Annotated in this window: 15 protein-coding genes; 14 read left to right on the top strand and 1 reads right to left on the bottom strand. The window is 69.6% G+C overall.

Features of this window, described 5'->3' with window-relative positions:
- Positions 1 to 46 precede the first annotated feature (46 nt).
- The 14 genes from ACLQ21_RS08560 (at position 47) to ACLQ21_RS08495 (ending at position 12,806) form a co-directional block, all read left to right on the top strand.
- The gene (locus ACLQ21_RS08560; RefSeq protein ID WP_425662879.1) at positions 47 to 1,342 is read left to right on the top strand and encodes an ABC transporter substrate-binding protein; all 1,296 of its coding nucleotides are present in this window, start codon (positions 47 to 49) and stop codon (positions 1,340 to 1,342) included.
- Between the two features lie 61 nt (positions 1,343 to 1,403).
- Positions 1,404 to 2,357, top strand: a complete 954-nt coding sequence (locus tag ACLQ21_RS08555; RefSeq protein WP_425662878.1) for a carbohydrate ABC transporter permease — start codon at positions 1,404 to 1,406, stop codon at positions 2,355 to 2,357.
- A gap of 1 nt (position 2,358) precedes the next feature.
- Complete coding sequence (locus tag ACLQ21_RS08550) at positions 2,359 to 3,195, top strand: carbohydrate ABC transporter permease (protein ID WP_425662877.1); 837 nt, start codon at positions 2,359 to 2,361, stop codon at positions 3,193 to 3,195.
- Positions 3,196 to 3,198: 3 nt separating this feature from the next.
- On the top strand, positions 3,199 to 3,570 hold the full coding sequence (locus ACLQ21_RS08545; protein WP_425662875.1) for a nuclear transport factor 2 family protein: 372 nt from the start codon (positions 3,199 to 3,201) through the stop codon (positions 3,568 to 3,570).
- 16 nt (positions 3,571 to 3,586) lie between these two features.
- Positions 3,587 to 4,381: a TIM barrel protein gene (locus ACLQ21_RS08540; RefSeq protein ID WP_425662874.1), complete on the top strand. Its 795-nt coding sequence runs from the start codon at positions 3,587 to 3,589 to the stop codon at positions 4,379 to 4,381.
- The gene (locus tag ACLQ21_RS08535; RefSeq protein ID WP_425662872.1) at positions 4,378 to 5,952 is read left to right on the top strand and encodes a GMC oxidoreductase; all 1,575 of its coding nucleotides are present in this window, start codon (positions 4,378 to 4,380) and stop codon (positions 5,950 to 5,952) included. The genes ACLQ21_RS08540 and ACLQ21_RS08535 overlap by 4 nt, the downstream gene beginning before the upstream one ends.
- Positions 5,949 to 6,353, top strand: coding sequence for a C-glycoside deglycosidase beta subunit domain-containing protein (locus tag ACLQ21_RS08530; protein ID WP_425662870.1), 405 nt, complete (start codon positions 5,949 to 5,951; stop codon positions 6,351 to 6,353). The genes ACLQ21_RS08535 and ACLQ21_RS08530 overlap by 4 nt, the downstream gene beginning before the upstream one ends.
- The gene (locus ACLQ21_RS08525; RefSeq protein ID WP_425662868.1) at positions 6,350 to 7,450 is read left to right on the top strand and encodes a sugar phosphate isomerase/epimerase family protein; all 1,101 of its coding nucleotides are present in this window, start codon (positions 6,350 to 6,352) and stop codon (positions 7,448 to 7,450) included. The genes ACLQ21_RS08530 and ACLQ21_RS08525 overlap by 4 nt, the downstream gene beginning before the upstream one ends.
- Before the next feature lie 10 nt (positions 7,451 to 7,460).
- A complete protein-coding gene (locus ACLQ21_RS08520) occupies positions 7,461 to 8,498 on the top strand; it encodes a sugar phosphate isomerase/epimerase family protein (protein ID WP_425662867.1) in 1,038 nt (345 codons plus the stop codon).
- Positions 8,499 to 8,532: 34 nt separating this feature from the next.
- Positions 8,533 to 9,312 (top strand): nuclear transport factor 2 family protein, encoded by a 780-nt coding sequence (locus ACLQ21_RS08515; RefSeq protein WP_425662865.1) that lies wholly within the window; start codon positions 8,533 to 8,535, stop codon positions 9,310 to 9,312.
- 11 nt (positions 9,313 to 9,323) lie between these two features.
- Positions 9,324 to 9,740: a C-glycoside deglycosidase beta subunit domain-containing protein gene (locus ACLQ21_RS08510; RefSeq protein ID WP_425662863.1), complete on the top strand. Its 417-nt coding sequence runs from the start codon at positions 9,324 to 9,326 to the stop codon at positions 9,738 to 9,740.
- Positions 9,737 to 10,918: a Gfo/Idh/MocA family protein gene (locus ACLQ21_RS08505; RefSeq protein ID WP_425662861.1), complete on the top strand. Its 1,182-nt coding sequence runs from the start codon at positions 9,737 to 9,739 to the stop codon at positions 10,916 to 10,918. Before ACLQ21_RS08510 ends, ACLQ21_RS08505 begins: the two co-directional genes overlap by 4 nt.
- A 2-nt stretch (positions 10,919 to 10,920) precedes the next feature.
- On the top strand, positions 10,921 to 11,928 hold the full coding sequence (locus ACLQ21_RS08500) for a sugar phosphate isomerase/epimerase family protein (RefSeq protein WP_425662859.1): 1,008 nt from the start codon (positions 10,921 to 10,923) through the stop codon (positions 11,926 to 11,928).
- A complete protein-coding gene (locus tag ACLQ21_RS08495; protein ID WP_425662857.1) occupies positions 11,925 to 12,806 on the top strand; it encodes a ThuA domain-containing protein in 882 nt (293 codons plus the stop codon). The genes ACLQ21_RS08500 and ACLQ21_RS08495 overlap by 4 nt, the downstream gene beginning before the upstream one ends.
- Positions 12,807 to 12,814: 8 nt before the next feature.
- Here the strand turns inward: ACLQ21_RS08495 and ACLQ21_RS08490 are convergent, their stop codons facing one another.
- A complete protein-coding gene (locus tag ACLQ21_RS08490) occupies positions 12,815 to 14,242 on the bottom strand; it encodes a hypothetical protein (protein ID WP_425662855.1) in 1,428 nt (475 codons plus the stop codon).
- Positions 14,243 to 14,278: the final 36 nt, after the last annotated feature.

The following is a 14,278-nucleotide window of genomic DNA, read 5'->3' as shown; positions in this document are numbered from 1 at the left end:
GGGCTCGACGCAGAAGCCCCCGACAACGGAGTCAGAAGGGCTGGACATGACACAGCACCCCCGCGCACACCGGATCCGTCTCGGACTGCTCGCAGTCCCAGCGGCCGGGGCGCTCATCCTCGGAGGCTGCAGCGCGACCCCGAGCACCGGGGAGACCGAGGGCGCGAGCCAGTCGTTCTCCTTCACGTTCGCAACCTCCAACAACCTCGAGAGCCCGTACCAGACGCTCGCGGACGCCTACATGGAGGCGAACGAGGGTGTGACGATCGAGACCAACCCGACGCCCAACGACCGCTACGGCGACACCATCCGCACGCAGCTCCAGGCGGGCAACGCCTCCGACGTCGTGCAGACCACGCCCGGCAGCGGCGACGCCCGCGGCCTCATCCCCCTCGCAGAGGCCGGGTTCCTCGCGCCCCTCGGAGAGACGGCCGCCGGGCTCGTCCCGGTCGGCAGCGAGCCGATCTTCCAGATCGACGGCGAGACGTACGGCCAGGCGATCGACTTCACGGTCGTCGGGATGATCGCGAGCATGGGCACCGCGGGCCAGTCGGGCATCACCGAGTTCCCGACAGCCTTCGACGAGTTCCTGGCCGCGTGCGAGAGCCTGGCCGGCGAGGGCAAGTCGATGATCGCGTTCGCGGGTGCCGCACCCCCCAACGTCGGTCTCACGATCCAGGCGCTCTCCGCCACGCGCGTGTTCGCCGAGACCCCCGACTGGAACGCGCAGCGGGAGGCCGGCGAGGTGACGTTCGCCGACAGCGAGGAGTGGAGGAACACCCTCCAGACGTTCGTGGACCTCAACGAGCGCGGGTGCTTCCAGCCCGGCGCCGAGGGCGCCGGCTTCGACGCCATCACGAACGGCCTGTCGCAGGGCACGTCGATTGGCAGCTTCGCGCCGTCGGGCGCTGCGGTCGAGATCTCCCGCGCCGCTCCCCCGGAGGCCGAGATCGTCGTGCAGCCGTTCCCGGCGGCCGACGGTGGCGACCCGTACGTGATCGCGAGCTCGAACTACACGATCTCGCTCAACGCGCAGGCGGAGAATGCGGAGGCCGCTACCGCCTTCATCGAGTGGCTCGCGACGCCCGAGGCTCAGCAGATCTACTTCGAGGCATCGGGCGAGCTGCCCTCGGCCGGCTATGAGGAGCTCGATCTCGAGGAGACGATCTACGCGCCGGTCGTCGACCTCATCGAGTCGGAGAGCTACACGCCGCTCCCCGGCAACGTGTGGCCGAACCCTGCCGTGATGGACGCGATGCAGGTGGGCGGCCAGGGCCTGCTGACCGGCCAGGCGACCATCGACCAGGTGCTCGCATCCTTGGATGCGGCCTGGGGCGAGTGACGAGCGGCGGCATGGGGGCGTCCGCCCCCATGCCGTCCGTCCACGACGACGAGGAGACCACGTGAGCGCGACGACGACATCCAAGACGGAGGCGGTGCTGCTCCCGGCGGACGGCGGCCGGCGGCCGGTGCCGCGGCCACGACGCAAGGGGCTGCTGCAGTTCGGTCACTGGTGGTGGGCGCTGCCCGGCATCCTCATGGTGCTCGCCATCCACTACGTGGCCACCGCTGCCGGCGGGGTGTTCGCCTTCACGAACTGGTCGGGCATCGGCGAGTTCGACTGGGTCGGCCTCGAGAACTTCGAGGCGATCTTCACGGACCCGAGCAAGCTGCTCGCGCTCTGGAACACACTCTTCCTCGCCTTCGCCTCGGTCCTGCTGGCCAATGTCGCCGGTCTCGTCATCGCGGTCAACCTGAACCGGGTCCTCAAGTCGCGCTACGTGCTCAGGACGCTCTTCTTCATGCCGGTCGTGCTGAGCCCGCTTGCAACGGCCTACATCTGGAAGTTCATCTTCGAGTTCAACGGCCCGCTCAACGTGCTGCTCCGCGGCATCGGCCTGGGCGACCTGACGCGGCCGTGGCTCGCCGACCCGCAGCTCGCGATCTGGGCGATCCTGCTGGTGGTCGTCTGGCAGAACATCGGATTCGCGATGGTCATCTACATGGCCGGTCTCGCCGGGGTGCCGCAGGAGATCGAGGAGGCCTCCGCGATCGACGGCGCGAACCTCATGCAGCGCTTCTGGCACGTGACGCTGCCCTCCATCCGTCCGGCGATCGCGATCTCGACGACGCTCGGCATCGTCAACGGGCTGCGCATCTTCGATCAGATCATGGCGCTCACCGGAGGCGGCCCGGCGAACGCGACGTCGACGCTCGCGACCGAGGTCTACAAGCAGGCGTTCTCGCTCGGCAGCTTCGGCTACGGCGCAGCCCTCGCCCTCATCCTGACGCTCATCATCCTGGTCTTCGCGGTCATCCAGCAGCGAGTCAGCCAGGGCCGACCGGAGGCGCGCTGACATGTTCCGCTACACCAAGGGTTCCCTCGCCCGCGAGATCCTCTTCTGGATCATCGCCGTCATCTACCTCGCACCCTTCTACCTGCTCATCACCATCGCCCTCAAGGGCGACCAGGAGGTGTTCGCGACGCCCGCGCTGCAGCCGCCCACCGCGCCGACCCTCGACAACTTCGGCCGGGTGCTCACCGCGACCGGTCAGAGCAACGTGATCCAGGGGCTCGTCAACAGCGTCTTGATCACCGCCGGAAGCATCGCGGTCATGATTCTGTTGGGCTCGGTCACGGGATACGTCATCGCGCGGTCGACCCGACGCTGGAGCCGCGGGGTCTACTACCTCTTCCTCATCGCGATCGTCCTTCCCGCGCAGCTCGGCACGGTGCCGCTCTACATCGGCGCCCGTGCGCTCGGGCTCACCGGTTCGGTGTGGGGCATGATCATCCTCTTCTCGGGGATGCTGCTGCCGCTCGCGATCTTCATCTACGCGGGGTTCTTCCGCGGGCTCGGCACGGACTTCGAGGAGGCCGCCGCGATCGACGGCGCGAGCCGGACGCAGATCTTCTTCCGCATCGTGCTGCCGCTCATGGCGCCGGCCACGGGCACGGTCGCGATCCTGGCGGGCCTCATCGTCTGGAACGACTTCTTCACGTCGCTCATCTTCCTCGGGGGCTCGGACGCCCAGACACTGCCGGTGGCGATGTACTACTACATCGGCTCGCTGGTCTCGCAGTGGAACCAGATCTTCGCGATCGTCATCATCTCGATGATCCCGATCCTGGCGTTCTACCTGTTCGCGCAGAAGCGCTTCATCCAGGGCTTCGCCGGCGGGCTGAAGGGCTGACGCGTGGCCGACAACCGGGCGGCGTTCGAGGCGTTCGTCGACCTCTTCTACGCGCAGAAGCGCGTGGCGGATGCCTTCGGGCAGCTCGTCTCGGACGACTACACCCAGCACAACCCCACCATCCCCGACGGGCCCGCCGCGGCGATCGAGCTGCTCACGCCGAAGTTCGACGGCTCCCCGGACGCCACCTTCGAGGTGCAGCGGATGCTCGTGGACGGCGACCTCGCGGTCGTGCACGTCAGGGCATCCCGACCGGGCGCTCCGGACGCCGCCGTCGCGGACTTCTACCGATTCGACGACGGCCGGATCGTCGAGCACTGGGACGTGCTGCAGCAGGTCCCAGCGCATGCCGTCCACGACCACCCGATGTTCTGAACCCAGGAGAATCACCGTGTACGAGCTCGCACCCAACATCGAACTGCTCTTCACCGAGGCCGGCGACTACCACGACCGCGTGCGCGCCGCCGCCGCGGCCGGCTTCACCGCCGTCGAGATGTGGGGACCGACGGGCGTGGACGCGCCCTCGACGCCGAAGGACCTCTCCGCGCTCAAGGCCGCGCTCGAAGAGACGGGCACGAAGCTCACCGCGCAGCTCGCGGAGCCGCGGACGCAGTTCATGATCCCGCCGTGGGACCACTCCGAGTTCTACCGCAAGCTCGACGAGGGGGTCTCGATCGCGCAGGAGCTCGGCTGCCCTCGCATGGTGGTCGGCAGCGGCACCGGCTTCGGCGGCTGGAAGCGCCAGGTGCAGCTCGACAAGCTCGTGGAGATCTACCAGAAGGCGGTCGCGCAGATCGACGGCTCCGGCATCACGCTCGTGCTCGAGCCGGTCAACGTCCGGGTCGACCACCCCGGCTCGCTCCTCGACCGCACGGCGGAAGGCGTGTACGTCGCCCGCGGAGTCGACTCGCCCTTCTTCGGCGTGCTGTACGACATCTACCACTCGGCCGTGGAGGGCGAGGACATGGCCGCAGAGCTTGCGAGCGCGGGCTCGCTCATCAAGTACGTGCAGCTGGCCGATGCGCCGGGGCGCGGCGAGCCGGGCAGCGGCTCGCTCGACTGGGCCGAGCGACTGGGCCTCCTCCGCTCCGCCGGATACGACGGCCCGATCGGGCTCGAGTACTACCCCACGCAGGAGTCCGCGGCGTCCGTCGCCCTCATCCGCGAGCTGGCGGCCTCGGCATGAGCCGCTACCCGGACTCCGTCGACGTGGCGATCGTCGGCAGCGGGCCGGCAGGTGCGACCTACGCCCGGATCCTGACCGAGGAGGCCCCGGGCGTCACCGTCGCCATGTTCGAGGTGGGGCCCACGGTCTCGGATCCGCCCGGCGCGCATGTGCGGAACATCGACGACGCCGAAGCGCGCGCCGAGGCGCAGCGCCGGTCCGAGGGCCCGGGCGCGGGGGCGGCCACCGTCAGCTCGCCCGGCGCCGTGAAGTCCGGCGAGCGGCGCGCTCGCGCCGGCACCTACCTCCTGCCCGACGGCTTCCAGGCCGACGGCGAGGACGGCATGCCCGTCGCGGCGTTCTCGAGCAATGTCGGCGGCATGGCCGCCCACTGGACGGGCGCATGCCCGCGCCCCCTCGGCAGCGAGCGGATCCCGTTCCTCCCCGATCTGGACGAGCTGCTCGACGAGGGCGACCGCCTGCTGGGCGTGACGACGGATGCCTTCGACGCTGCGCCGTTCACGGCGCTCGTGCGCGAGCGACTCGCGGCCGCGGTCGATGAGGGCCGCGTGGACGAGACGCGTGTGCAGCGCATGCCCCTCGCGGTGCATCGACGTGACGACGGTCGGCTCGTGTGGTCGGGCTCCGACGTGGTGCTCGGCGACGTCACTCGAGGCAACCCGAGCTTCTCGCTGTTCGACGAGTCGCTCGTGATGCGCGTGCTGATCGAGGACGGCCGAGCGGTCGGCGTCGCGGTGCGCGACCTCCGCTCCGGCGAGACGCACGAGGTGCGCGCCAGGCGCGTCGTCGTCGCAGCCGATGCGCTCCGCACGCCGCAGGTGCTGTGGGCGTCGGGCGTCCGTCCGGCCGCGCTCGGCCGTATGCTCAACGACCAGACGCAGGTCGTCTACGGGGCCCGGCTGCGCGACGTCGAGCCGCCCGCCGAGGACCAGCTCCCCGCGTCCGGCGCGCTCAGCGAGCAGAGCGGCGTCAGCTGGGTGCCGTTCACCGACGCCTTGCCGTTCCACGGCCAGGTCATGCAGCTCGATGCCTCGCCGGTGCCCCTCGCCGACGACGATCCGGTGGTCCCGGGATCGATCGTGGGACTCGGGCTCTTCTGCGCGAAGGACCTGCAGTGGGACGACCGCGTCGAGTTCTCCGACACGGAGCGCGACTCCTACGGCATGCCGGCGATGCGGCTGCACTACACGCTCACCGATCGCGATCGTGCAGTGCTCGACCGCGCACAGGAGGAGATCGTCGCGATGGCACGGGCCGTCGGCGAGCCCATCGGCGATCGACCCTTCACGATGCCGCTCGGCGCCTCGCTGCACTACCAGGGCACGACCCGGATGGGTGAGGCCGACGACGGCCTCAGCGTCTGCAGCCCCGACAGCGAGGTGTGGGGCGTCCGCGGACTCTCCGTGGCCGGCAACGGCCTCATCCCGACGGCGACCGCCTGCAACCCGACGCTCACGTCCGTCGCGCTCGCGGTCCGAGGAGCGCGCCGTCTCGCTCGCGAGCTTGCTTATGTCGAAAACAGACATTACGATGTAGGAACGAAGCAAAAAGAGTCAAGGAGGACTCCGTGATCGCCGATCGCATCATCGAGCAGGGAACGCTCTCCACCGACGGCAAGCGTGCCGCGGTCGAGGTGCGCCTGCCCTGGTATCGCGCCCTGCCCGCCTCCTGCATCGGCGGCGCGAGCCTCGCGGTCGACGGCGTCGAGGCCCCTGCCGAGTCGCTCCGCTGGGAGATGAACGGCCGTAGCTTCACGCTCGACGGGCTCGTCGCGAACACCGAGGAGTGGTGGTTCCCGACCGACTCAGTGGTGCTGTCAGGCGACATCCCCGTCGACGCCGACGGGGAGCACGAGGTCACGGTGGGCCTGACGCTCTACATCCCCTACATCGTCATCGGCGCCGACGAAGTGCTCCACATCGAGGAGCAGGACGCCAAGACCATGACCGCACGGAAGGCGGTGGCAGCATGACCGGACTCGGCTCGCCCATCCAGGGCGTCACCCTCTACAGCTTCACCCGCGCCTTCCACGGACGCGAGTACGACCTCGAGGGCCTCATCCGCAAGGTCGCCGCAGACGGATACGGTCCGGGCCTCGAGATCATCGGGTTCTCGAGCTTCCGCGGCTTCCCCGCCATCGACGACTCGTTCGCCGGCTGGTTCCGCGACCTGGTCGCCGAGACCGGCCTGGTCACCACGTCGCTCGCGGTGAACGCCGACATCGGCCTGCACCGCGACCGACTCCTGACGCAGGAGGAGCTGCTCGAGTACATGCGCCGGCAGATCGTCGCCGCCGCGAAGCTCGGCTTCCCGATCGCCCGCGTGCAGATCTCGATCACGCCCGACTCGATGGAGGCGCTCGCGCCGATCGCCGAGGAGCACGGCGTGGCGCTCGCGCTCGAGGTGCACGCCGACCAGTACGCCTCGCACCCGCGCATCCTCGCGCTGCGCGACCGCTTCGACAAGGTCGGCTCTCCCTTCCTCGGCTTCACGATGGACTGGGGTGCGACGGTGACGGGATTCGCGCCGTCGCTGCTCGAGGCGTACCGGCGCCGCGGCGCGAGCGAGGAGCTCCTGCAGCAGGTCGTCGAGCTCTGGGACGGCTTCTACCAGCAGGGTCCGCCAGCCGACCAGGCCGACCACGGTCAGCGCTTCGGCCGGTTCATCGGCCTCGCGGCCCAGCACGGGCGTCCCGACCTCGGCATCGACTTCGGCATCAACGGCACCGGGCTCTTCGGCCCCGCGCGGGTCGACGACTGGCTGGAGATCCTTCCCTGGGTCAAGCACGTGCACGGGAAGTTCTTCGGCATCGACGAGCACGGCGAGGAGCCCTCGGTGCCCGTTCGCGACCTCATCCGGCTGCTCGTCGAGAACGGCTACTCGGGTGCGGTCTCCAGCGAGTACGAGGGGTGGCACTGGAACTCCTGGCAGAGCCCCTTCGACATCATCGCCGCCGAGCAGGCGGTCCAGCGCTCGGCCGCCGAGGCGTCCGGCTCCCGCATGATCACGGACGCCGCGGAGGCTCGCGCGGCGCTCGCCAGTCACCTTCCCCAGGCCATCGGCCGCTGAGAGGATCACCATGACCACCGACGGCATCGCCGGCACGGGCATCAAGCTCGGCACCACCCTGTATTCCATGACCAGCGAGTTCGCCGCCGGTCTGTACACCCCCGAGACGCTGATCCGGGCCGTGCACGACGAGGGCATCGGCCCCGGCATCGAGTTCAACATCGCGCAGCTGCTGCGCACCTATCCGGACGTCGACGACGACTTCGTCAAGCTCTGGTTCGACTCCATCGAGCGCTACGGCCTGGAGCCGAGCGCCGTGGGCACGAACCTCGACATGGGGCGCCGCAAGGACCGCGACATGACCCCCGACGAGGAGCACGAGTTCCTCGCCCGGCAGCTCAAGACCGCGCACACGCTCGGCTTCAAGCGCATCGTCATCCGCTCCCACGGCAAGGAGCTGCTGCGCAGCCTCCTCCCCCTCGCCGAGAAGTACGACCAGACGCTCGGCTACGAGATCCACGCGCCCTCGGGTCCGAACGATCCCCACGTGCTGCAGATCCGGGAGATGTACGACGAGCTGCAGTCGGAGCGCCTCGGCTTCACCGCCGACTTCTCGTCGACGATGCACAGCCTCTCCCCCACGCTGCTGCGCACGCTGCGTCAGATGGGCATGGACGAGCGGCACTTCTCGGTCATGGACGAGATCTGGCATGAGCCCACGCCGATGCACGTGCGCAACCAGCGGTTCGAGGACTACCTCACCGGCGAGGGCGTGGACTTCCTGCGCTTCGGCCCCTTCACGCGGCTCGCCTTCAACATGCACGGACTCGTGCCGCCGGAGGAGTGGCTCGACATCATGCCGCAGATCTTCCACGTGCACGCGAAGTTCTACGACATCGGGCCGGACGGCGAGGAGCCCGCGATGGACATCCCGCGGATCGTGCGCCAGTTCGTGGAGGGCGGCTACCAGGGCTACCTCTCGAGCGAGTGGGAGGGCCACGCGTTCTCCGATCTCGGCGAGGCCGACCCGATCGACCTGGTCAAGAAGCAGCACGCGCTGATGCGCCGCGCCATCGAGGACACGGTCGCGCAGCGCCAGTCCGCCTGAGCTCCACGGCACCGACCGACCGCAAGGAAGTGACATGACCGACATCGTCGACGCGTCCATCTCGGAGCTGGCAGCCGAGGTCGCGCGCCTGCGCGAGCAGGTGGCAGACGCTCAGCGCCTCGCCCAGCGAGCAGAGGACCGCGGGCAGGTGGAGAACCTCTTCAACCGCTACATGTACCTGCACAACGCCTTCCAGGACGAGCAGATCATCCCGCTCTGGGTGCGGGAGGGCACGGAGGGCATCCGCGCGCGCTACACCAACGCGGGGCAGTACACCACCTGGCAGAGCGTCACGCGGTACCACCGCGATCGTCCCGCGCCGGTGGGCAAGCTCATCCTCCACGCCACGACCACCCCTGTGATCGAGGTCGCCGGCGACGGGCAGACGGCCAAGGGGGTCTGGCTGATGGCGGGCACCGAGTCCGGGTTGACCGACCCCCGGGTGGCCGAGGCGTTCCCCGACATGTACTCCCCCGAGGAGCTGCTCGGCAAGAAGGTCTGGGCGCACTGGGTGTGGTGCAAGTACGCCATCGACTTCCTCAAGCAGGACGGCGAGTGGAAGCTCTGGAAGTTCCGCTGCTATGAGCTCGCGCGCGCGCCGTTCGAGGAGAACTGGGTCAGCTTCGGCCTGAAGAACCAGGGCGCGTTCGACCTCGACCTCATGTACTTCGGCGACGACGGCAAGCCGGTCTTCATGCCTCCGGCCGACGAGCCGGTGCCGGCGACCAACCACCCCTACAGCCCCGAGACCGTGCAGAGGCTCGAGCCCACGCCGCCCGAGGCGCACGAGCACTTCACCGACACTTTCGCCTAGGAGGCGCAACCATGGCCACGCACAACTCCCTCTTCTCCGAGCAGGACGTCCGCCGCACCGACGACGGGTTGGCCGTCTCAGTGCAGCTGCCCTGGTACCGCAGCCTCTGGCTGTCCGCTGTCGACGGCGTCGCGGCTTCCGTGAACGGCGTCCCGGTCCCGGCCGAGGACCTCCGGTTCGCGCTCGGCGGCCGCGAGTACCGGGTGGAGGAGCTGCCCGAGCAGTCCGACACGCTCTGGTTCGTCGCCGACCGGCCCGACGTGCTCATCCGACTCGACGACGCGCCGAAGGCCGGCGAGCGCGTCACCGTCGAGGTCGTGCTGACCATGCGGCTGCTCTACATGCAGATCATGCCGGGCGCGGACGGCGGCCCGGGCCGCTACGTCACCAACCGCGTGCCGGTCGAGCGGGAGCTGGTGCTGGCATGACGCTGCGGGTGGCCATGATCGGCTACGGCTTCATGGGCGCCGCGCACTCGGTCGGGTGGCGGCAGGCGCCGCACGTGTTCTCGCTGCCCGACGAGGTCGAGATGGCCGTCGTCGTAGGGCGCAACGCCGAGGCGGTCGCGGACGCCGCGTCTCGCTGGGGCTGGCAGGAGTCGGCGACCGATTGGCGCGAGGTCATCGCGCGCGACGACATCGACATCGTCGACATCGTGACGCCCGGCGACTCGCACGCCGAGATCGCGATCGCCGCGCTCGAGGCCGGCAAGCACGTGCTGTGCGAGAAGCCGCTCGCCAACACGGTGGAAGAGGCCGAGGCGATGGCGGATGCAGCGTCCCGCGCGGCTGCCCGCGGTGTGCGGTCGATGGTGGGCTTCACCTATCGCCGGGTCCCAGCGGTCACCTTCCTGCGCGACCTCATCGCGCAGGGCGCGGTCGGCAGGATCGCGCAGGTGCGCGCCGCGTACCGACAGGACTGGCTCGTCGACCCAGAGATGCCGTTGGCATGGCGGCTCCAGAAGGAGCACGCGGGATCGGGCGCGCTCGGAGACATCGGCGCGCACATCATCGACATGACCCAGTTCGTCACGGGCCTGGAGGTGACCGCCGTCTCGGGCGTCATCGACACGATCGTCAAGCAGCGTCCCCTGCAGGGGTCGGGCTCGGGCCTGTCGGGCACGGCCACGGAGGGCCTCGGCGATGTGACCGTCGATGACATCGCGCTGTTCTCGGGGCGGCTGTCGACCGGCGCGCTCGTGTCCTTCGAGGCGTCGCGCTTCGCCACCGGACGCAAGAACGACCTCTCGATCGAGGTCTCCGGCGACAAGGGCGCGCTGCGCTTCGACCTGGAGGACCTCAACACGCTGTGGTTCTACGACCGCACGGCACCGGAGACGACGCAGGGCTTCACGCGGATCCTGGTGACCGAGCCGCAGCATCCGTACGTGTCGGCCTGGTGGCCCGCCGGCCACATGCTGGGCTACGAGCACGGGTTCAGCCACCAGGTCGTCGACCTCGTGACCGCCATCGCCGAGGGCGCCGCCACCCATCCCTCGTTCGCCGAGGGGCTGTCGGTGCAGCGCGTGCTCGCGGCCGTCGAGGAGAGCTCGGCCAACGCTTCCGCGTGGGTCACCGTCAATGCCGACGTCACGGCGAAGGGATAGAGATGCCGCGTCCGACCACCCTGTTCACCGGCCAGTGGGCCGACCTGCCGTTCGAGGACGTCGCTCGCCTTGCCGGCGAGTGGGGCTACGACGGCCTCGAGATCGCGTGCTGGGGAGACCACATCGACGTCTCGCGATGGGACGACGAGGAGTACGTCCGGTCGCGCCGCGAGATCCTCGAGCGCAACGGGCTCGAGGTGTGGACGATCGCGAACCATCTCGCCGGTCAGGCGGTGTGCGACGACCCGATCGACGTGCGCCACCGCGACATCCTGAGCGACCGCGTATGGGGCGACGGAGACGCGGAGGGCGTCCGGCAGCGTGCCGCGGAGGAGATGAAGATGACCGCCCGCTTCGCCGCGAAGCTCGGCGTGCAGACGGTCACCGGCTTCACGGGCTCGTCGATCTGGAAGGCGGTCGCCATGTTCCCGCCGGCCTCGGACGAGTTCATCGCGGCGGGCTACCAGGACTTCGCCGACCGGTGGAACCCGATCCTCGACGTCTTCGAGGAGGTCGGGGTCCGCTTCGCGCTCGAGGTGCATCCGTCCGAGATCGCCTACGACTACTGGACCACCAAGGCGACGCTCGACGCGATCGGCCACCGGAAGAGCTTCGGGATCAACTTCGATCCCTCGCACTTCATGTGGCAGCAGCTCGACCCGGTCGCGTTCGTGCTCGACTTCGCCGATGCCATCTTCCATGTGCACGTGAAGGAGTCGATCACCAACCTCGACGGTCGCAACGGGGTGCTCGGCTCGCACCTGCCGTGGGCGAATCCGCGCCGCGGCTGGACCTTCGTGTCGACCGCCCATGGCGAGGTGCCGTGGGAGCCGCTGTTCCGCGCGCTCAACGCGATCGGCTACGACGGACCGACCTCGGTCGAGTGGGAGGACGCCGGCATGGACCGCCTGCAGGGCGCGCCCGAGGCGCTCGAGTTCGTGCGCAGGCTCAACGCGATCACCCCGCCGGCAGCGGCCTTCGACGCCGCCTTCTCGACGAAGACCGAGTGACAGCGCGCATGGGCAATCCGCTCAACGTGCTCATCCTGTCGGGCCACATGACCCGTGAGCACGACAACGAGTTCCGCAGCTTCCGCCAGCACAACCAGTGGTTGACGACGCTGCTCGAGGACACCGGCCGATTCCGGGTGCGGATCGTGGAAGACCCTCGCGGGCTGGGCGCCGACATCATCGACAGGTACGACGTCGTCATCGTCGTCTTCGAGGGTCGTGACGGCTACCACGAGCGGGCAGTCGGCTTCGGAGCCGAGACGGATGCCGCGCTGCTGAGGTTCGTCCACGATGACGGCAAGGGCATCGTGTGGTTCCACGGATCGGCCGCGCAGGAGGACGACTGGGGCTACCCCGACGAGTACAACATCATGCGTGGGTCACGCCTCACCGTCGCGGGCGGCCTGCGCCCCCGGCCCTGGGGTGAGGCGCAGCTCGACACCGCCGAACCGCGGCATGCGATCACCGACGGCATCAGCGCCCGGTGGACCGTCACCGGCGACGACATCCTCACGGGCGTCGAGATCCTCGACGGCGCGCGCGTGCTGCTCACCACCTTCGACGACCTCGAGTCGTACGAGACGGCGCCCATCTGGCCGATGCACCACTACCCGGTGGCGATCCCGCCGGACGGCGTCGCCGCATTGCCGGGCATGAACACCCACCAGCCGATCGCGTGGATCAACGAGTACGGCGAGGGCCGCTCCTTCACGATCACCATCGGGCACGACATCGACACGTTCCGTCGGGTCGAGTTCATCCGAATGTTCCCGCGGGGCGTCGAGTGGGCGGCGACCGGTGAGGTCACGCTGCAGGGCCCCGACCGCCGGGGCGAGCGTCGGTTCCTCCCCTGGCCGTACTACAACGGCGAAGGCTGAGACCGCGTTCAAGCCAGCGCGGTCCGCGCCAGGGCGAGGTGCGCGCGCGTCGCGTCGGTCGGGTCGGCGTCGAGCCACTCGTGGCCGCCCCACTCGCTCGTCAGCGTGCCCGTGAAGCCGCTGCGCCACAGGGCCGCTCCGATGTGGCTGATCGGGCGCGAGATGCGACCATCGGTGTCGTCGAGGTCCCAGAACTTGAGGTGCACGCCGGCGGTGAGCGGCAGGAGCTGCTCGATGTCCGCGACGTCGGACCGACCGAACCGCACGAGGAGGTTCATGAACAGCGTGCGCACCGCGGGCGGAACACGTCCCTCTCGGAGCGTCGCGATCACCGCTCCATGCGTGGCGGGGGCCCGCCACTCCCCCTCGAGGCGCTGCAGCAGCTCCTCCGCCACGCCACCGCGACGCAGCGCTTCGAGGTAGGAGGGAGGGAGCGAGGGCATCAGCATGCTGATGTCGATGAGGATGCGGATGCGGGGGTCATCGAGGCCCCGCAGCAGGTCGAGATTCTCCGCGTTCGCCGGTACGTCGAGCGTCTGCTGACCTTGGATCTCCTCGAAGAGGACGACGTCGAGGTCCTCGAGGACGGGCTGGACGAGACGCAGCAGCCCTGGTCCCGCCTGTCCGAACGGAACGCGCACGCCGCGCGCGCCGAGGCGCGCGGCCGCGCGGAGCTGCGGCACGAGGAAGGCGAGCCGCTCCTCGTCCATGCGGCGACGCGCGGGCAGCGCCCAGTCGTCGAGGCTCGCGCCGACGATGGTGACGGTGCCCCCGACCGCCGCGAGGCGGTCGCTCAGGCGGTCGACCTCTGCGTCCGAGGGTTCAGGGAACGTGCGCCACACCTGGCCGGCCTCGATCTCGATCGTCCGCGCGACTCCCGCCTCGACGATCCCGACCGCGATCTCGTCGGCCGGCCGCTCGGCGCGGACGACCTCGGGCGTCCAGTTGAACGCGCTCGCGGAGAGCGTCCATGCGTCGCCGACCTCGTGCATCGGGTTGTCGCCCGGACGGGACCGGAGGGCCGTGACGGCGCTCGGGCGCTCTGGAGCCGCGCTGCTTGCGCCGTCACGGACGATCAGCGCCCGCTCGGCGCGGAAGGGCAGCGCCAAGGGCCCCGCTGGTCCGGCTTCCAGATAGGGCACGAGCAGTGTGAAGGACACCGAGACGTCATGGGCGCCGGGACGCAGCACGCGGCTGCCGCGCAGCTCGAGCCGGTCCTGGATGTTCCACCACCCCGTCGAATCCGCGAGCTGGGAGGCCTGCACTGCACGACCCTCGATCACCGGCGACACGCTCGTGGGATCGCCGTCGATGGTGACCGTCAGGTCCGCCACGCTCGCGAGCGGCATCGATCGGATCCACGGCAGGCTGACGAGCAGCGCGAAGCCGTGGCCCGCGGAGACGAGCGCGTCGTCGAGCAGCAGAGGCAGCGTCATTGGGTTCACTCCGTCGTGTCCGAGCTCCTCGTCGAA

The sequence above is a fragment of the Agrococcus sp. DT81.2 genome, assembly GCF_049844935.1.
GTDB lineage: Bacteria > Actinomycetota > Actinomycetes > Actinomycetales > Microbacteriaceae > Agrococcus.
Note: the sequence above shows the minus strand (reverse complement) of the source record. Positions and strands in the feature narration are given on the sequence as shown.

Coding starts and splice junctions, on each gene's coding strand:
- ACLQ21_RS08550 (WP_425662877.1), top strand. CDS start 2,359: ATGTTCCGCTACACCAAGGGTTCCCTCGCCCGCGAGATCCTCTTCTGG.
- ACLQ21_RS08525 (WP_425662868.1), top strand. CDS start 6,350: ATGACCGGACTCGGCTCGCCCATCCAGGGCGTCACCCTCTACAGCTTC.
- ACLQ21_RS08490 (WP_425662855.1), bottom strand. CDS start 14,242: ATGACGCTGCCTCTGCTGCTCGACGACGCGCTCGTCTCCGCGGGCCAC.
- ACLQ21_RS08520 (WP_425662867.1), top strand. CDS start 7,461: ATGACCACCGACGGCATCGCCGGCACGGGCATCAAGCTCGGCACCACC.
- ACLQ21_RS08535 (WP_425662872.1), top strand. CDS start 4,378: ATGAGCCGCTACCCGGACTCCGTCGACGTGGCGATCGTCGGCAGCGGG.
- ACLQ21_RS08515 (WP_425662865.1), top strand. CDS start 8,533: ATGACCGACATCGTCGACGCGTCCATCTCGGAGCTGGCAGCCGAGGTC.
- ACLQ21_RS08560 (WP_425662879.1), top strand. CDS start 47: ATGACACAGCACCCCCGCGCACACCGGATCCGTCTCGGACTGCTCGCA.
- ACLQ21_RS08505 (WP_425662861.1), top strand. CDS start 9,737: ATGACGCTGCGGGTGGCCATGATCGGCTACGGCTTCATGGGCGCCGCG.
- ACLQ21_RS08500 (WP_425662859.1), top strand. CDS start 10,921: ATGCCGCGTCCGACCACCCTGTTCACCGGCCAGTGGGCCGACCTGCCG.
- ACLQ21_RS08510 (WP_425662863.1), top strand. CDS start 9,324: ATGGCCACGCACAACTCCCTCTTCTCCGAGCAGGACGTCCGCCGCACC.